The sequence below is a fragment of the Sinorhizobium numidicum genome (genome assembly GCF_029892045.1).
In the GTDB taxonomy this organism is placed as follows: domain Bacteria; phylum Pseudomonadota; class Alphaproteobacteria; order Rhizobiales; family Rhizobiaceae; genus Sinorhizobium; species Sinorhizobium numidicum.
This window is the reverse complement of record NZ_CP120368.1, coordinates 3660907-3680225: the sequence shown is the minus strand read 5'-3', so window position 1 is coordinate 3680225 and position 19319 is coordinate 3660907. Positions and strand designations below refer to the sequence as shown.

Annotated in this window: 7 protein-coding genes; 3 read left to right on the top strand and 4 right to left on the bottom strand. The window is 61.7% G+C overall.

What is annotated here, in order from left to right; translation table 11 throughout:
• Positions 1-8 precede the first annotated feature (8 nt).
• Genes amaB through hglS form a run of 3 tightly spaced genes read right to left on the bottom strand, consistent with a single transcriptional unit; the run spans position 9 to position 4404 of the window.
• Positions 9-1541, bottom strand: a complete 1533-nt coding sequence (gene amaB / locus PYH37_RS28815) for an L-piperidine-6-carboxylate dehydrogenase (protein ID WP_280734906.1) — start codon at positions 1539-1541, stop codon at positions 9-11.
• 30 nt (positions 1542-1571) lie between these two features.
• Positions 1572-2993, bottom strand: coding sequence for an FAD-binding oxidoreductase (locus PYH37_RS28810; RefSeq protein WP_280734905.1), 1422 nt, complete (start codon positions 2991-2993; stop codon positions 1572-1574).
• Between the two features lie 10 nt (positions 2994-3003).
• Positions 3004-4404: a 2-oxoadipate dioxygenase/decarboxylase HglS gene (gene hglS, locus PYH37_RS28805; RefSeq protein WP_280734904.1), complete on the bottom strand. Its 1401-nt coding sequence runs from the start codon at positions 4402-4404 to the stop codon at positions 3004-3006.
• A 113-nt stretch (positions 4405-4517) separates the two neighbouring features.
• Here hglS and PYH37_RS28800 point away from each other — a divergent pair, with 113 nt between their 5' ends.
• From PYH37_RS28800 to PYH37_RS28790, 3 genes are all read left to right on the top strand, one after another.
• On the top strand, positions 4518-5411 hold the full coding sequence (locus tag PYH37_RS28800) for a LysR family transcriptional regulator (protein WP_280734903.1): 894 nt from the start codon (positions 4518-4520) through the stop codon (positions 5409-5411).
• 358 nt (positions 5412-5769) lie between these two features.
• Positions 5770-14382: a cyclic beta-(1,2)-glucan synthase gene (gene ndvB / locus PYH37_RS28795; protein ID WP_280736702.1), complete on the top strand. Its 8613-nt coding sequence runs from the start codon at positions 5770-5772 to the stop codon at positions 14380-14382.
• Positions 14383-14804: 422 nt separating this feature from the next.
• Entirely contained in the window at positions 14805-15962 is a 1158-nt protein-coding gene (locus PYH37_RS28790; RefSeq protein ID WP_280734901.1) for an OpgC family protein, read from the top strand.
• Between the two features lie 1221 nt (positions 15963-17183).
• Here the strand turns inward: PYH37_RS28790 and PYH37_RS28785 are convergent.
• Complete coding sequence (locus tag PYH37_RS28785; protein ID WP_280736701.1) at positions 17184-18941, bottom strand: glucan ABC transporter ATP-binding protein/ permease; 1758 nt, start codon at positions 18939-18941, stop codon at positions 17184-17186.
• Between the last annotated feature and the right edge of the window lie 378 nt (positions 18942-19319).

The following is a 19319-nucleotide window of genomic DNA, read 5'->3' as shown; positions in this document are numbered from 1 at the left end:
GGCCGATCCTATTCGATGTCGAAGGAGACGCCCTGCGCCAGCGGCAGAGCTTTCGAATAGTTCACCGTATTGGTGGCTCGGCGCATATAGGCCTTCCAGGCATCGGAGCCGGATTCCCGGCCGCCGCCGGTTTCCTTCTCGCCGCCGAAGGCGCCGCCGATTTCCGCACCGGAGGTGCCGATGTTGACATTGGCGATGCCGCAATCCGAGCCGTCGGCTGCCAGGAAGCGCTCGGACTCCTGCATGTCGCGGGTGAAGATTGAAGACGAAAGCCCGGCCGCGACGGCATTGTGTTCGGCAAGCACGGCGTCGAAGTCGCTGTATTTCATGACGTAGAGGATTGGGGCGAAGGTCTCTTCGAGGACCGGGCCTGTCTGCTTCGGCATCTCGACGAGCGCGGGTTTCACATAGTAGCCGTTCTCGTAGCCGAGTTCGACGCGTTCGCCGCCGGTGAGGGTGCCGCCATGAGCCGTTGCTTCGGCGATCGCGTTCTGCATGCTGTCGAAGGCCGCCTTATCGACGAGCGGGCCGACGAGCGCGGTGCTTTCGAGCGGATTGCCGACGGAGACGGACGCGTAGGCCTTCTTCAGCCGCGGCACGAGCTGATCATAGACACTCTCGTGCACGAAGAGGCGGCGCAGCGTCGTGCAGCGCTGGCCGGCGGTGCCCATGGCGCCGAAGGCGATCGCGCGGAGCGCCATGTCGAGATCGGCCGAAGGGCAGACGACGCCGGCATTGTTGCCGCCGAGTTCGAGGATGGCGCGGGCGAAGCGCTTGGCAAGGCGCGGCCCGACTTCGCAGCCCATGCGCGTGGAGCCGGTCGCCGAAACGAGCGCAACCTTCGGATGGTCGACGAGAACCTCGCCGATTGCGCGGTCGCCGATCAAGACCTGCGACAGGCCGTCCGGCGCGTCGCCGAAGCGGGCGAGGGCACGCTCGAGAATAGCCTGCGATGCAAGTGCGGTGAGCGGCGTCTTTTCGGACGGCTTCCAGACGACGGCGTCACCGCAGACGAGCGCCAGTGCGGCGTTCCACGACCAGACGGCGACCGGGAAGTTGAAGGCGGAAATGATGCCGACGACGCCAAGCGGATGCCAGGTTTCCATCATCCGGTGGCCGGGGCGCTCGGTGGCGATCGTCAGACCATAGAGCTGGCGGGAAAGGCCGACGGCGAAATCGCAGATGTCGATCATTTCCTGCACTTCGCCGAGCCCTTCCGACGGGATCTTCCCGGCTTCGATCGAGACGAGGCGGCCGAGATCGGCCTTGAAGGCGCGCAGCTCCTCGCCCAGCAACCGCACGAGTTCGCCGCGCTTCGGCGCCGGCACGAGCCGCCAGGCGCGGAAGGCCTCGTCGGCTTTTTCGATCTTCGCGGCGGCTTCGGCCGCCGAAACGGTTTTCAGACTCGCGATCTTCTCGCCGGTGACCGGGCTGTAGGACGGCATGTCGCCGCCGGTATAGAGTTCTTTCGCGACGCCCATCTTATCGAGGAGGGCGGCTGCCTCCTTGGCGACGTCGACTTTCTTGGCTGCAATGTTCATCTCGTCTTGCTCCCGTGTTCTTCCGACGACCTAGCCAAAACGCACGCTGCCGAGTTTTCCTGGCGAGGTGAGTGTCTTGAGGCCGGCGGCCATGTCCTTGAGTTTTTCCGGTGTGTAGAAATCGTAAAGTGCCTGGTTGCTGCGGCCGATCGCATGTTCCGCGCTGAAACTGCCGCGATACTGCTCGACTGCAACGGCGAACACCCATTCGCGCAGGCGCTGCTCGAAGCTGCCGTCGGTCAATAGCGAGCTATCCCTCGCAACGACCAGGTTGAAGTGGACGCCGCCATCGCCAATGTGGCCGAAATCGCAGACGGTGACGCCGGGAAATTTCTCCGGCATTTCCGCCTTCATATGGTCGCAGAAGGCCATGATGTCACCCCTGCGGAAGGAAAGATCGAAAGCTATCAGCTTGCCGAGATGCTTCACGCCTTCCGAAAGCGCATGGCGGAGCGCCCAGGTCTCGTGCGGCGGCCCGACGAAAGCGTCGGCGAGCGGCGCTTCTTCCGTCTCCCATATTTCCGCGAGCACCGTTTCGAGAACCGCATCGAGCGATTGTTCCCCCTCGCGCGGTTCCCAGGTGCGGGAGATTTCGGCGAGGATCACATAGTCCGGGATATTGCCGCCGTGGAATGAATTCTTCAGCGATGGCACATGCGCAAAGGCGGCGGCGATCGCGTTCTTCGACATGCCTTCGAAGGCCGAGAGATAGGCGCCGAGCCGCTCTTCCATGGCTTTGAGCAGCGGCAGCACATGAGCGCCGCTCGCCGGCACCAGAAACGCCGTCGACGTCTGCTTCGGAACGCGCTCGAGGTTGAGCATGCATTCGGTGACGATGCCGAAGGCGCCGGAGGTCCCGATGAAAATCTGCTTCCAGTCGACACCGGTATTGTTCTTGCGCAGGTCGCAGTCGAGATCGAGTACCGTGCCGGTTTGGTCGGCGAGCACGACCTTCAAGCCCAGCGTGTTACGGCGGACGTCCCCGTATTTCAGGAAACGCGAGCCGCCGGTATTTGTCGCGATCATGCCGCCGAGCCGCGGGTCGGCGCCAAGATCGATCGGGAAGAACAGGTCGTGTTCTTCCAGTCGCCGGTTGAGGTCGGACAGGCGAAATCCTGCATCGACTCGCACCGAACGATTGTCGAGATCGAGCTCGAACTGCCGGGTCAGCCGGTCGAGGCTGAGGACGGCCTCGTTGCCGGAACTGTCCGGCGTCGATCCGGAAACCAGGCCGGTATTGCCGGACTGCGGAATGAGAGCGATGCCGTTGGCGACGCAATAGGCAACCGCGGCCGACACCTCCGCGGTCGTCGCCGGGCGCAGCACGACGGCCGCGCGGCCGTGATCATAGCGGGCGCCGGTCTCGTAGGCTTCCATGTCTTCGGCACGCGTGAGGACGCCCTTGTCGCCAAGGATCTTCACCAGCCGGTCGAGATGTTCCTGTTCAATCATTAGCGACGTATCATTCTGCCGCCATGGCGGCGCTCAGAGCCCGAAGGCAGCTCCCGATCGATGCCCGCTCGATTCCGGCATAGTGATCGAATTCGTTGAGCACGGCGACACCGAGATCGGCCTCGAAGCGCTTCTGGTTGGGGCTCGCGACGAAGTCCTGCTGTGCGCCGTCGCCGAGGTTCGATTGGAAGATACCGGCGGCGCTGACCGGAAGGAAGTCCTCGTAGACGATCGGATCGAACTGCACGAGGCCGTCGGCGATCAGCGAACCGAGGTCGAGATTGCCCGTGACTTTCGTCTGCCGGCCCTTTTCGGTCAGAGAATAGCTGAAATAGCCGAGGCCCGCCTCGCGGATTTCGGCCCAACTGTCCGGGAAGGCTCCGAAAGCCTCGGCAAGAGCCGCTTCGTATTGTGCCGCATTGGAACCATCGGCGGCGGGACGGACGATTTTGCGCGATTGGTCGAGCAGCCGGTCATAGAGGCCGCGTCCCTTGGGCGTCAGCGCGATGCCGCGCTGTTCGATCTCGCCGAAGCGCGCAGTGTGCGAGCCGATCTTCCAACCGCCATCGCCGTCCTGGAAGGAAACCGGTTCTTCCAAGGCCTTGAAAGACGTCTGGCGCAAGAGGATCGGGCAGTTGCGCGTCGGCGGCCCTTCGACCACGGCCTTGGGAGCGATGCCGTATTCGGGCATCAGCGCCTGCACCCGGTCGATGTCCAGCGTTCGCGGCGTCAGATGATTGATGTGCGGACCTTTGAAAGACACCACGTCGGCGATCAGCCGGTGCGCATCGTGCAGGCGCGTGTACATGTCGGCGCTGACATTGGCCTTGTCGTGCCAGCGGAAGGTTTCGAGCGCTTCGGCGACGAAGCGTTCGGCGTCGGCCTTATCGAGGCCGCCGTCGCGCTCGGCCTTTTCCGTAAGCTCGATCGCGCCTGGCATGAAGATGTTCCGCTCGCCGAGGATCGCTTCCGCTTCGGCGCGCAGCTTCACATCGGCGATCAGCTCGAGTCTGAGCAGCGAAGTGAACACGCGGAACGGGTTGCGCTTCAGCGCGGCGTCACCGACCGGGCGAAAGGCCGTCGAGTGAACCGGTACGCCCGCGGTCGAAAGATCGTAGTAGCCGACCGGATACATGCCCATGACCGCGAAGACGCGGCGCATCGTCGAGAGCTCGGCCGGGGTGCCGAGACGGATCGCGCCGTGGCGCTCCTCGGAGATGCGATCGAGCGAATCGGTCGCCTGCAGGCGCCGCTTCAAGACGGCATCCGTTGCCAAGGTCTCGGCATTGACCTTCGCTACCAGCTCCATCAGCGTGCCGTAAGCTGGAACCTCCTCGCGGTACATCGCGGACATCGCGGCGGAAAAGGCCGAGCGAATATCGTCGGCGGATACGAAACTATTCTCTTTCACTGGGGCTCGCCTCGCGCTAAGGGTGAAGGACAAGGTCATTCTTAATTCTGATCATATCGAAACAGGATGGCCGTGGATCGCGCTGCTTCTGACTATGTTGATGCGAGGCTGGAATGAAGTTAAGCCGCCGACTGGTTCCCGACGTGACGACACTGCAGGCCTTCGAATGCGCCGCGCGGCACGGGAGCTTCACCCAGGCGGCAGCCGAACTCAACCTCACGCAAAGCGCCGTCAGCCGCCAGATCAAGGATCTCGAGACCCAACTCGGCGTCCTTCTCTTCGAGCGCGTGCGCCAGAGGGTTATCCTTTCTGACGCGGGGCAGAAGTTTCTGCCCGAAGTGCGCCGCCTGCTGCACCAGACCGAGGAGCTGATGGTCCGCGCCATGGCCTCGGCGCGTGCCGATTCCACCTTGTCGATCGCGTCGCTCCCGACCTTCGGCAGCCGTTGGCTGGTGCCCCGTCTTCCCGATTTCCTGAGACGCCGTCCCGGCACGGTTCTGAATATCGCCTCCCGTTCCGCGCCGTTCGATTTCGACGAGGAGAATTTCGATCTGGCGATCCACTACGGTCAGCCCGTCTGGGCGAGGGCGACCTGCAGCTATCTCTGCAGCGAAGTTATCGTTCCGGCGGCCAGCCCGGCGCTTTTGCAAGCAAATCCGATCGAAACGCCGGAGGATATCGGCGGCGGACCATTGCTCCATCTCGCTACTCGGCCCAAGCTCTGGGCGCAATGGTTCGAGGCAAATGGCGTGGACGGCCGCGGCGCCTATCGCGGCAACCGATTCGACCAGTTTTCCATGGTGATTGAGGCGGCAACCGCAGGTCTCGGTTTTGCCCTTTTGCCTCGCTATCTGATCGAACAGGAACTTGCCGCAGGCACCCTGAGGATTGTTCTTGATCGACCGATGCAGACCGAAAACAGCTACTATCTCGCCATTCCGGAAGGCAAGCTTGAGAATCCGATCAGCCTCGCTTTCCGTGAGTGGATCACCGAACAGGTCGGTTGAAGACCCGGCACAGTAGGGGAGATCCGAGATGGAACTTTTTCCGCGGCTCCACATCCGGATCGCCACGCTGCAATGCACCAGGAAGGGGCGGATTTGACAGAATCGTTTTTTGAGCTGGCGGGAGCGTGGCAACTGACCCGTCTTCTCCCGTTCCGGGCTTGCCGAATTCGTCCAAAGCGACGCTCGCAATCCTTGCAAGCGGCCGCCACTACGGCTAAAAAATGCCGCTTTCATGCACCACGCGGCCGTGAGAGCAGCGCGCTGTCGGCTTTACGATCTTCGATGTCCACATCCCGGTCCGGCGCCTGTTTCCGCCGGCTTCGCGCTACCGGGACGATGACGGCTAATGGGGGGACACATGACCGTGTCTAGAAAAGCGCCGGCGCCGCTTGAAACCTCAAAGTCGCAACCAGTCCGGCAGAAAAACGACAGCCGAGCCGATCAACCCCGATTGGAATCAGAATACGCACCCATGCTCCAGCATACTACGCCGCCTACCTCTCCGCGCGAACCCGAAGCGAAGCAAATCGATTATAACGATTCGATCCGCTCGACCTATTTCTCGTTAGACAACCTGCGGACCTGCGGTGCGGATCTCGCGCTCAACGGCATTTCGTCTCTGCCGGGCTTCTTTCCATTCGAGTTCCGTTCGCGGCATCGGGAGAATGAGAAGGAAATTCTCCGCGTTTATAGGGCGACGGCCGCGGACGTCGAAGCCGGTGCCTCGATCACTCCGGCCGCCGAGTGGCTGCTCGACAACCATCATGTCGTTGAGGAGGCAATTCAGGAGGTCCGGCGCGATTTTCCGCGCAAGTTCTACCGTCAACTGCCGACGCTCTCGGTCTCCGGCATCGTCATTCCGCGCACGATGGCACTTGCCTGGCTTTACGTCGCCCACACCCACAGTACCGTATCGCGGGAAAGCGTTACCGCGATGGTCGAGGGCTTCCAGCAGCACGAGACCCTGAAGATTGGTGAATTGTGGGCGCTGCCTTCCATCCTGCGCTTCGTTCTCATCGAAAACCTGCGCCGGATCGCCATCCGCGTCGAGCGTTCGCGCGGGATGCGCCAGAAGGCGAATGAGGTCGCAGACCAGATCATCCGCCTGAGCGAACCCGAAACATGCCGGGAGCTGCTTGCCGAATCCGAAGCTCTTGCGAGCGACAACACCTTCATCGCTCAGCTTCTCTACCGCATGCGAGACGGTTCCCAGACTTCGGGCATCGTGATCGGCTGGATCGAGGAAACACTCGAAAGGAGAGGCAGCGACGTCGAAGAGGCGTTGGTCGCCGAACAGAACCGCCTATCGTCCGGCAATGCGACGATGAGCAATATCATCCGCAGCCTGCGCGAGATCGATGACACAGATTGGGCGGTCTGGTTCGAAAGCGTCAGCAAGGTCGATGCCTTGCTGCGGGAAGGCACCGACTATGCAGCGCTCGACTTCGGGTCGCGCAACAAATATCGCGACACGATCGAGAAGCTCGCCCGCCGTTCCGGTCACAGCGAACAGGAAGTGACTGAGATCGCCATCGAAATGGTCGAGGAGGCGAAGGCGGCGGCCGCGGCTGAGGCGCCGCTGCAGGAGCCGAATGTCGGTTTCTTTCTGGTCGGCGACGAGCGCAAGCGGCTGGAGGCAAGGATCGGCTATTCGCCATCGGTGGCTCAGCGCATCGTCCGCTTCGCCCGCAAGCTGGATTGGTTCGCGATCGCCGGGCCGAACGTTCTCTTGACCATTCTCGCGATGATCGCGGTGTACGCCTTCGTCAGCCCGATGGGTATTCCAAGCGGAGCGAAGCTGATCATGCTGTTGCTCTTCGCCCTGCCGGCGTCCGAAGGCGCCATGGGCTTGTTCAACACGCTGGTCACGCTGTTCGTCAAACCGACACGGCTCGTCGGCTACGAGTTTCTCGACGGTATCCCCGAAGATGCCCGCACGTTGGTCGTGGTGCCCTGTCTCATCGCCAAGCGCGATCACGTTGATGAACTCGTGCGCAATCTCGAGGTCCACTATCTCGCCAATCCGCGCGGCGAAATTTGTTTTGCGCTCCTCAGCGACTGGCCAGACAGCAAGCTCGAGGAAACGCCCGCCGACATGGACGTCCTCGAATACGCCAAGGGCGAAGTGGCCTCGCTCGCGGCCCGTTATGCCTACGACGGCAAAACGCGCTTTTTCCTGCTGCACCGCCGCCGGCTGTTCAACGAATCCGAGGGCGTGTGGATGGGATGGGAGCGCAAGCGTGGCAAGCTTCACGAACTCAACCTTCTCCTGCGCGGGGATCGTGATACGTCATTCCTGCAGGGCGCCAACACGGTGCCGGAGGACGTCCAATATGTGATGACGCTCGATTCCGACACGCGCCTGATGCGAGATGCGGTGACCAAGCTCGTCGGCAAGCTCTATCACCCGCTCAACCGGCCGGTGGTCGATCCCCGGACACAAAGGGTCGCCGCCGGCTATAGTCTGCTGCAGCCTCGGGTGGCCGCGTCGCTCACCACGGGGAGCGAAGCCTCGGCCTTTCAGCGCATCTTCTCCATCAATCGCGGCATCGATCCTTATGTCTTCACCGTGTCCGACGTCTATCAGGACATCGTCGGCGAAGGCAGCTTCACTGGCAAGGGGCTCTATCACGTGGATGCCTTCGAAACAGCCCTCAAGGGCAGGATCGAAGAGAATGCCGTGCTCAGCCACGACCTGCTCGAAGGCTCCTATGTCCGCTGCGCGCTTGTAACCGATGTTGAGCTGGTCGAAGATTTTCCCATTCGCTATGAAGTGGAAATGTCGCGTCAGCATCGCTGGGCGCGCGGCGACTGGCAGTTGCTTCCCTACATCTTCAATCCTTCGAACAGCCTGTCGATGATTGGTCGATGGAAGATGTACGACAACCTGCGCCGGTCGCTGATCCCCTGCGCCTGGCTCGCCGCTTCCGTCATGGGCTGGTATTATATGGAGCCGACGGAGGCGCTGATCTGGCAGATCGTGCTGATCTTCAGCCTGTTCGTCGCCCCGACTCTGTCGCTCATCTCGGGTCTGATGCCGCGGCGCAACGATATCGTCGCCAGGGCGCATCTCCATACGGTGCTCTCGGATATCCGAGCTGCCAATGCCCAGGTGGCGCTGCGCATCGTCTTCATCGCCCATAATGCTGCGATGATGGCGGATGCGATTGTCCGTTCGCTCTATCGGACCTTCGTCAGCCGCAAGCTGATGCTTGAATGGCGCACTGCCGCGCAGGTCCAAAGCGCCGGTCACGGCTCGATCGGCGATTATTTCCGGGCGATGTGGACGGCACCGGCACTATCGCTCGTTTCGCTGGGGCTGGCGGCGGTCTCCGATACGGGACTGCCTTTCATCGGCATTCCTTTTGCGCTCCTCTGGGCACTCTCGCCTGCGGTCGCCTGGTTCGTCAGCCAATCGGCGGAGACGGAAGACCAGCTCGTCGTTTCCGATGAGGCGATCGAGGAGATGCGCAAGATCGCGCGGCGGACGTGGCGCTACTTCGAGACCTTTGTCACCGTCGAGCAGAGCTTCCTGCCGCCGGACAATTTCCAGGAAACGCCGCAGGCGGTGCTGGCGGAACGCACCTCGCCAACGAATATCGGCGTCTATCTGCTGTCGGTCATGTCCGCGCGCGACTTCGGCTGGATCGGCTTCGAGGAAAGCATCACGCGGCTCGAACAGACTATCGCCACCATCGACCGCATGCCGAAATACCGCGGCCATCTGTTCAACTGGTACCGCACCCGATCGCTGGAACCGATGGAGCCGCGCTATGTTTCGTCCGTCGACAGCGGCAATCTTGCCGGACATTTGATTGCGGTTTCATCGATGTGCCGGGAATGGGCCGAGGCGCCCTCCGCTCACGTACAGGGCAATCTCGACGGCATCGGCGACGTTGCCACCATCCTCTCTGAGGTTCTGGATGATCTTCCTGACGATCGCAAGACCGTGCGGCCGCTGCGGCGCTTGATAGAAGAGCGGATCGTCGGTTTCCAAAATGCCCTTGCCGCGGTCAAGCGCGAGCATGAATTCGCGTCCATCCGAGTGATCAATCTGGCGGTGCTGGCGCGCGACATGCACAAGCTGACCGTCAATCTCGATCACGAGGTGCGCACCGCTCTAAGCGCAGAGGTGGTGAATTGGGCGGGTTCCCTGGTGGCTACCTGCGAGGCGCATATCGCCGACGGCGTGTTCGACCTTAGTGCGATCGAGGCGCTGCGTCGGCGCCTGCTGGTTCTCAAGGACCGCGCCCGAGACCTCGCCTTCTCGATGGATTTCAGCTTTCTTTTCCGGCCGGAGCGGCGGCTGCTGTCGATCGGCTACCGGATAAACGCCAACGAGCTGGACGAAGCCTGCTACGATCTGCTGGCATCCGAGGCCCGACTAACGAGCCTTTTTGCGATCGCCAAGGGAGATCTGCCGACCGAGCACTGGTACAAGCTCGGCCGTCCGATCGTGCCGATCGGCGCGCGCGGCGCGCTCGTCTCCTGGTCCGGCTCGATGTTCGAATATCTGATGCCGCCGCTGGTCATGCAAGAGCGGCAGGGCAGCATTCTCAACCAGACCAACAATCTGGTGGTGCAGGAACAGGTCAACCACGGCCGGCGCCTCGGAACACCATGGGGCATCTCCGAGGCCGCGTTCAATGCGCGCGACCACGAGCTGACCTATCAATACACGAATTTCGGCGTGCCGACCCTCGGGCTCAAACGCGGGCTTGGGCAGAATGCGGTCATCGCCCCCTACGCGTCGATTCTTGCCTGCATGTATGATCCGAAGGCGGCGCTCGCCAATCTGAAGCGCTTGCGGGGATTCGGCGCTCTCGGCAACTACGGTTTTCACGACGCCGTGGATTTCACGCCGACGCGTGTGCCGGAAGGGCAGAAATGCGCCGTGGTGCGCAACTATTATGCCCACCATCACGGCATGTCGATTGCGGCTGTCGCGAACGTCGTCTTCAACGGGCGGCTGCGCGAGTGGTTCCATGCCGATCCCGTCATCGAGGCGGCCGAATTGCTGCTGCAGGAAAAGGCGCCGCGCGACATTCCGGTGATGGCTGCCAAGCGGGAGCCGGAATCGCTCGGCAAGGGCCAGGCCGAACTCCTGCGACCCGAAGTCCGCGCCATTGAGGACCCGCTGGTGCAGGATCGCGAAACGGTGTTCCTCTCGAACGGTCATTATTCGATCATGCTCACGGCGACCGGAGCAGGTTATGCGCGCTGGAACGGCCAGTCCGTCACCCGATGGAAGCCGGATCCAGTCGAAGACAGGACGGGAACCTTCGTCTTCCTGCGCGATACCGTCACCGGAGACTGGTGGTCGGCGACGGCAGAGCCGCGGCGCGCCGCGGGCGAAAAGACCATGACCCGCTTCGGAGACGACAAGGCCGAGTTCGTGAAGGTCGTCGGCGATCTGACAAGCGAAGTGGAATGCATCGTCGCCACCGAGCACGACGCGGAAGGCCGTCGGGTTATCCTGCTCAACACGGGCACGGAAGACAGGTTCATCGAAGTGACCTCCTATGCCGAACCCGTGCTTGCGATGGATGAAGCTGATAGTGCCCATCCGGCCTTTTCGAAGATGTTCGTCCGCACAGAAATCAGCCGGCAGGGCGATATCATTCGAGTCTCGCGCAACAAGCGCAGTCCCGGCGATCCCGATATGGAGGTCGCGCACCTCGTCACCGACAACGCCGGCAGCGATCGTCATACGCAAGCGGAAACCGATCGCCGGCGCTTCATCGGCCAAGGGCGGACGCTTTCGGAGGCTGCCGCCTTCGACCCGGGCGTCTCTCTTTCGGGAACTGACGGCTTCACGCTGGATCCGATCATGGCGCTTCGCCGCGTCGTGCGCGTCCCGGCAGGCAAGAAGGTGAGCGTCATCTTCTGGACGATTGCCGCGCCCAACCGCGAGTCGATCGATCGAGCGATCGACCGCTACCGGCATCCGGAAACCTTCAATCATGAATTGATCCACGCCTGGACCCGTAGCCAGGTGCAGATGCGCCATGTCGGGATCACCTCGCAGGAGGCGGCAAGCTTCCAGATGCTCGGCCGCTATCTGGTCTATCCGGACATGCACCTTCGCGCGGACACAGTGACGATCAAGAGCGGGCTGGCCTCCCAGGCGGCGCTTTGGCCGCTGGCGATCTCGGGCGATTTTCCGATCTTCTGCCTGCGGATCAACGACGAAGGCGATCTCGGAATCGCCCGCGAGGCCCTGCGTGCGCAGGAGTATCTGAGGGCACGCGGCATCACCGCCGATCTGGTGATCATCAACGAACGGGCGTCCTCTTACGCGCAGGACCTGCAGCATACGCTTGATTCCATGTGCGAGAACCTGAGGCTTCGCGGCCTTTCGGACGGCCCGCGCCAGCACATCTTCGCCGTGCGCCGCGACCTTATGGAGGCGGAAACCTGGTCGACGCTGCTTTCGGCGTCGCGCGCCGTCTTCCATGCCCGCAACGGTACGATCTCCGATCAGATCGCCCGCGCCACCGCGCTCTATTCGAAGCCTTCGGCAAAAGCGGCCGAGCGCACGCAGATGCTGGTGCCGGCGATGCAGGAGCCAGGGGAACGAGCGCTCGCCCATGTCACCGGCGACGGCCTCGAGTTCTGGAACGGTTTCGGAGGTTTCTCCGACAACGGCCGCGAATATGTCGTACGGCTGCGCGGCGGCGAGGCTACGCCGCACCCGTGGATCAACGTCATTTCCAACGAGCAATTCGGCTTTCATGTCTCAGCCGAGGGCGCGGCCTTCTCCTGGAGCCAGAACTCGCGCGACTACCAGCTTACCCCCTGGACGAATGACGCCGTCGTCAACCGCCCGGGTGAGGCTATCTTCCTCCGGGACATGGCCAACGGCTCGGTCATGACGCCTTATGCGGCCCTGTCGCGGCGCCAGTCCGTCCTGTTCGAGGCTCGCCACGGCCTCGGATATTCGCTTTTCCGTAGCACGCAGGACGAGCTCGAGATCGAAGCGGCGCACACCGTGCACGCGACCTTGCCGGTCAAGCTTGTGCGGCTGTCGATCCGCAACCGCGGTTCCGCTGCCCGTCAGCTTCGAATCTACGGCTATGCCGAATGGGTTCTCGGCAGCAATCGCGGCCGGACGGCTCCGTTCGTGCTCACCGATTGGCAGGAGGCGTCCGAGGCGCTGGTTGCGACCAATCCGTACAGCATCGACTATGCGGGCCGGTCGGCGTTTCTCGCCGTCGATGCCGAGGTTGCCGGCTTTACGGCGAGCCGGCGGGAATTCCTTGGCCGCGCAGGCGGAATTCTCGCTCCGCAGGCGGTCCTCTCCGGCATAGACCTGACCGGCTCGACCGAGGCCGACGGCGATGTCTGCGCGGCGCTTGCGACCGATCTCACCATTGAACCGGGCGTCGAGCGGCAGGTCACCTTCTTCCTCGGCGACACCGATAATGCTGACCAGGTACAGGCGATTCTTGCCGAGCTACGCGGCGGCGCCTTCGATACCACACTGGACGCTGCGAAGGCGTTCTGGAGCGAGTTCACCGGTGTCGTGAAGGTCGAGACGCCCGACGGGGCCTTCAACCACATGATCAACCATTGGCTCCCATACCAGAGCCTCGGATGCCGGATCATGGCACGCTCGGCCTTTTACCAGGCAAGCGGCGCCTATGGCTTCCGCGACCAGTTGCAGGATACGCTGGCCTTCCTCACGCACAGGCCGGAACTCGCGCGCGCGCAGATCCTCAACGCGGCTGCACGGCAGTTCGTCGAAGGTGACGTCCAGCATTGGTGGCTTCCCGGCACCGGTGCCGGCGTTCGAACGATGATTTCCGACGACGTCGTCTGGCTGGCCTATGCGGTCGCGCATTATTGCGCGGTTACCGGGACATTGGATATCCTCAAAGAAAAGGTCCCGTTCATTACCGGGCCGGCGGTCGAAGAGGGTCAGCACGACAGCTTCTACAACCCCGAGCCCGCGGACGAACTGGCCGATATCTACGAGCATTGCGCTCGGGCGCTCGATCTCGCGATCAGCCGCAAGGGCGCCAACGGACTGCCGCTTATTCTCGGCGGCGACTGGAACGACGGCATGAACCGCGTCGGTGAAGCGGGAGAGGGCACGAGCGTCTGGCTCGGCTGGTTCCTGGCCGGTGCGCTGCGGGCATTCCTGCCGCATGCTGTGGAGCGAAAGGACGAGCCGCGCGTGGCGCTTTGGGAGACGCATCTCGAAGCCTTGAAACATGCGCTCGAGCAGGCGGGCTGGGATGGCGATTACTATCGTCGCGGTTACTACGATGACGGCACACCGCTCGGGTCCGCGGGAAATCGCGAGTGCCGGATCGATTCGATTGCCCAGTCGTGGAGCACGCTTTCAGGCGAGGGCGATGCAGACCGCTCGAAGCGCGCCATGGACGCGGTGATGGCGGAGCTCGTCGACCCGGAAAAACGCATCGTCCGGCTCTTCACGCCACCGTTGGAGACGGCGGAGCAGGACCCCGGCTACATCAAGGCCTACCCGCCGGGCGTGCGTGAAAACGGCGGCCAGTACACCCACGCGGCGACCTGGGTCGTGCTGGCCTTTGCCGCCCAGGGACGGGCGGAAGAAGCCTGGCGTACCTTCTGCATGCTGAACCCCGTATCGCACGCGCTCAGCCGCGACGAGGCCGAGCATTATCGGGTCGAACCCTATGTCGTAGCCGCCGACATCTACGGCGAAGGCGAGCTTGCCGGCCGCGGCGGCTGGACTTGGTATACCGGATCGGCCGGCTGGCTCTACCGCGCCGGCGTCGAGGGCATACTCGGGATTCGCCAGGAAGGGAAAAGACTGGTTATTCGACCGGTACTGCCTGCAGAATGGGCCGGCTATTCGGCCGAGGTCAAATTGAACGGTGCCACGCACCAAATTTCCGTCCATCGCGACGAGAAAAGTGGCGAGCCGGTCGTCAGCGTCAATAATAGTGTCACAAAAAACGCGCATGAAGGCGTTTTGTTGTAACTGCCGGAATTGAGCATGAAGCGAAACCGGCTTTGTTTCCGCAAGGGCAAGGCCGGTTTTTTTGCCGCTCAGTTCTACAGCGCCGCGCATCTCTTCAGACGCGCATAGGTCGCTGTAGCACTCTGAATTGCTGCATGATTTCGTTCTTAAATCGGTTCCGATTCAAGAAACCATGCAGTGAGCGGGATGAGGAAAGTGTGCGGTTTTCCGCCCGAATCCCGCTCTAACTTACGAGAATAGATCACGTGTATGATTTGTGTCGAAATCAAGCCAAAGCATAGATGTGATCTCGTGCCGCGATCCCTCGTTTCGGGTCGTGCTTCATCCACGGCGCCGAGGCGTTCCCGGATCTTACCCGGGCGTGACGGCGCCCGGTTTCAACAGGGGTGGGGCGGGGCGCCAAATCCCGGATATCAGACCGCATGCTGCAAAAGACTTTTGGGGGCGGTAAGGACCAGATCAAGGTCGCCCACTCGGTTCCGACGGAGCGCGATACACGCCTCGATGTTTTCCGGGCACTCTGCCTGTTGACCATCTTCATCAACCATGTGCCGGGGCAGTATCTCGAATACCTGACACACAAAAACTACGGCTTCTCGGATTCGGCCGAAGCCTTCGTGCTGATTTCCGGGCTTTCCGTCGGCGCGGCCTATGGCGGCAAGTTCGTCGCCGGCGCGCGGCTGGCTTTGACGCTGAAGATCTGGCGGCGGGCGCTAACGCTTTACGTTGCGCATATCATGACGAGCGTCGTCACATTGGCGATTTTCGCCGGTGGCGCGCTCTATTTCGGCCGCCAGGACCTGATAGGAGAAATCAACATCCGGCCGATCGTCGAGCAGGCGGAGCAGGGTATCGTCGCCATGGTCCTTCTCGGCCACCAGCTCGGCTACAACAACATCCTGTCGATGTATGCGGTCTTGTTCCTGATGCTGCCAGGCTTGCTATGGCTGAATGTGGTCCGCCCGCGACTGCTGTTCGTGCTCTCGGCAGGGCTTTGGCTCGCCGCAGGCTGTTTCAAGCTCGTCCCGTACAATTTCCTCGACGAGGGCTACTGGTTCCTCAATCCCTGGTCCTGGCAGTTTCTCTTCGTGATCGGCATTCTGTGCATGAGCCACGCCCGGAGCGGCGGCCGCTTGCCGCGAAGCCGCTGGCTGGTCGGACTTTCGGCCCTCTATCTGCTGATTTCCGGTTTCTGGGTGCTGTTTTCCTGGTGGAATCTCGATTTCTCGTTCGGGCTGCCGGCGGTCCTGACCGGCTTCGACAAGACGTTCCTGTCGCTGACACGGCTTCTTCACGTTCTGGCACTCGGCTATCTTCTCGCGATCATCCCGTTCGTCAGCCGGCTGACGCGGCTCGACAGCAATCATCCGCTGGTGATGATCGGCCGACATTCCCTGGAGGTCTTCATCTTCGGCACAATCCTTGCCATGGCCGGCCAGGTGCTGCTGTTCGTTACCGGCAGAAACCCGCTCATCGGCTCGCTGTTCGTGCTCGTCGGCATAGGCCTCCATTTCGTCTATGCCTATTACCTCGATTGGCTGAAAGAGGTGGCCGTCAGGAAACCGCTGCGCGCGGCGTAAAGAGATACAGATCGGATGATTTCGTCGATCTGGATCATGAGGGGGCGCTTGTCGACGTTATGAGTCCGGTGGATTGTTGATTCGCGGGCAAGGGGGCGCATCGTTTAAAGTGGCGACAGCACAGACCAACGTCTTGCCGGAGATTTCGGCTAATGGAACTGCGATATGCGAGATGCTCAAGCGCGCTGCGCATCAAGGCGCGCGATTGATCATCGTTGCGAAGGCGCACTCTCAGGTTATGCGAAGGCCCATATTAGAACCCCCGATCATTGGCGTGAATTCGACTGGGATCAACAGGAATTCGAGCTTCGCTCAATAGCCGGAGTTTGCGCAGAGTTCCGTATATTCGGTCGTTGGCGCTGCGCATCGTCTCGCTGAGGCCCATCCACCTCACAACAGCCTCTACGTTATCGACGACACCGGCACGTTGCGGACGAGGTACGACAAGAGATTCCTGTCGAACTCCGAACTGGGGGGCTGGTACACGCCAGGAGTGAAACCCATCACCTTTGATGTCGATGGCTACCGTTTTGGCTGCGCGGTGTGCATCGAGTGCCAGTTTCCGGAGATATTCGCCGTGTATGACCGATCGGGGTCGATGCGGTTCTCTTCTCCTCCTATGGCATACCCTCCTGCTTTCAAATCGCACTGCAGGTGTACGCAGGGCTGAACTGCCTCTGGATAAGTGCAGCCACGCAAGCGCAAACCGCCCATCAAGGGACGGCGGGAGTAATCGGCCCCGATGGAAAATGGATTAGCCGATGCTCGGAATCCTTTGAAGCTGACTTGGCACTTGCAACGCTCGACCGGAACGATCCCGCATATGAAATTCCGCTTCAAAGGGCCCGTCCTTGGCGCGCGAAAGCGAGACAGGGAGATATCTATCGAGAGAGGGTGGTGGATGATCCAAGGAGCCGCAACAGAGGCGGATATTGAGTCTTCAGCAGGCGCAGGGAATATCAGGTATCGAGCTACAGCGCCGTGCGTCTTTTCAGACGCACAAAGGTCGCTGTAATACTTTTGAATTGCTGCATGGTCTTATCCTTAAATCGGTTCCGATTTAAGAACGATGCAATGGGCCCTCCTTCCGTGGGAGACGATCTCACTGGCCGTCGCCGTCGGGCGCTTGCGTCGCTCGGAATCTGTATGCCTGTCCTGGATACGAAAAATGCCCCGGACGCGTCCGGGGCATTTTTATCGTGCGGTGATCCGAAGAGGGCGTCAGGCCGCGGTATGGCTCTTGCGAACATCCTCGTCCGTGAGGATGCCGCTTGCACGCAGCAGGGCCGCAAAGCGTCCGTTGCTGTGGCTGAGTTCGTTGAAGCCACCCATCTCGACGACCCGGCCATGATCCATGAAGATGACCAGATCGGCCTCGCGCACCGTCGAGAGCCGGTGGGCGATGATGAAGGTCGTGCGATCCTTGCGCAGCGCATCGATCGCATCCTTGACGCGGGCCTCGGTCTCCACGTCGAGCGCGCTGGTCGCCTCGTCGAGGACGAGGATCGGCGCGTTCTTGAGGATTGCGCGGGCGATGGCGACGCGCTGGCGTTCGCCACCCGACAGGCGATTGCCGCGTTCACCGACGACCGTGTCATAGCCATTGAGGCGGCTTTCGATGAAGTCGCTCGCGGCTGCAGCTTCGGCGGCCGCCATGATCTCTTCCAACGAAGCGTCGTCACGGCCGAGCCGGATGTTGTCGCCGATCGAGCGGTTCATCAGACCCGCGTCCTGGAAGACGGTCGCGATCGACCGACGCAGCGACTTGCGGGTGACGGTCGAGATATCGACGCCATCGATCAGGATCTGGCCATGCTTGGGCTCGTGGACGCGCTGCAGCAGATTGACGAGCGTCGTCTTGCCGGCGCCGGTCGGTCCGACGATGGCGATCGTCTGGCCGGCCTTCGCTGTAAACGAGACATTGCGCACACCCTGGGCCGAGTTGGCGAAGTCAAAGGAAACGTCGCGGAACTCGACTTCGCCGACGACGCCGGTCAGTTCCTTGGCCCCGGCCGGTTCCTCGCGTTCGCGCACCGAATCTTCGAGCTGGAAGAAGTCCTCAAGCTTGGCGCGGGCCTCGAAGATCTGGGTAACGAAGGCTTTCATCTGGTCTAGACGGCCGATCAGCAGGTTGGCGAAGCCGATGAAAGCGATCACCTGACCGACGCCGAGCTCGCCGCGCTGCACCAGAATGGTGCCGATCACAAGGATCGCCATCATCGAAATGGTGGACGCCATGCGGTTGAGCGCGCTCGCCAGCGCCCACCAATCGAGCACCGGAAGCTGTGCGGAGATCAGCCGTTCGGTGAACTTCTTCAGTTCGCGCGTCTCCGCCTCGATGCGGTTGTAGCTATGAACGACGGAGACGTTGCTGATCGCGTCGGAGACGTGGGAGAAAACCGTGTGGTAATGGTTCTCCACCGAAGCCTGGCCTTCCTTTGTGCGGTTCATCACCGCCTTGCTGATCAGCACGTAGGCCGCGCCGAGCACGACAAGGACGATCGACAAGCGGAAATCCATCGCGAAGGCCGTCGGCACCAACAGGATCAGGGCCACCGCCGTCGCCAGGTGCTGCCGCATGAATTCGAGCCAGAGACCGAAAAGCGTCTCGCAGGCGCGCAGCAGCGTATGCAGGGCGTTGGAGGTACCGCGCTGGCTGCGCCAGGAAAGCGGCATGGAAACGATCCGTCCGAACGCTTCCGTCAGCAGTGTGGCGCGGCGCCCATGTGCGAGACGGTCCGCCTCGCGGGCGACGAGAACGAAGGCGATCGTGTTGAACACCCCGAATCCTGCCCACATGAGCAGCATCGGCGTGACCTCGCCTTTCGATGAAATCGCGTCAATGATGCGGCCGAACAGGATCGGTTCCGCAATCGTGATGATGGCAAGCACGATGTTGGCGATGACGATCGCACCAACGCGGAGTTTGTGAACAGCAAGATACTGAAGGGCTCTTGCATACACTTGGAATAAAGACACTGTCTCACCCCTTCTGGGCATCGGATATTGCGCCGCAATAGCGTTTCAATGCGGCAATTGCGTTGCGCCTCCGGCAGTCTCGACAAGGATGGCGTTTCTTCCACCTCGCGAGACCGACAAAGCCGCGCGTGATGGTCTTGCGAAAACCTGCAGGAAAACCGTGAGCGGACAGTTCAGACGGCCGGACTATCTCTTTCCAAGGGAGGATTGGCGGGATAATCCATCGTTCACTATCGTCGTGCCTCGACTCCGATTTTTTGCAGGTTTCGTCCAAGACCGGGCGTGATAAGAAGAATTATCGCGGTTGCAACATGAACGGCTTCTGAACGGCCCGTTCATGTAGTTTTCTGAGGCGCTGCGCTGATCGATCTGACCTGA

What these genes read in the sequence shown, in the direction of transcription:
- ndvB (WP_280736702.1), top strand. Translation starts at nt 5,770, where the DNA reads ATGACCGTGTCTAGAAAAGCGCCGGCGCCGCTTGAAACCTCAAAGTCG.
- PYH37_RS28810 (WP_280734905.1), bottom strand. Translation starts at nt 2,993, where the DNA reads ATGATTGAACAGGAACATCTCGACCGGCTGGTGAAGATCCTTGGCGAC.
- PYH37_RS28790 (WP_280734901.1), top strand. Translation starts at nt 14,805, where the DNA reads ATGCTGCAAAAGACTTTTGGGGGCGGTAAGGACCAGATCAAGGTCGCC.
- amaB (WP_280734906.1), bottom strand. Translation starts at nt 1,541, where the DNA reads ATGAACATTGCAGCCAAGAAAGTCGACGTCGCCAAGGAGGCAGCCGCC.
- PYH37_RS28800 (WP_280734903.1), top strand. Translation starts at nt 4,518, where the DNA reads ATGAAGTTAAGCCGCCGACTGGTTCCCGACGTGACGACACTGCAGGCC.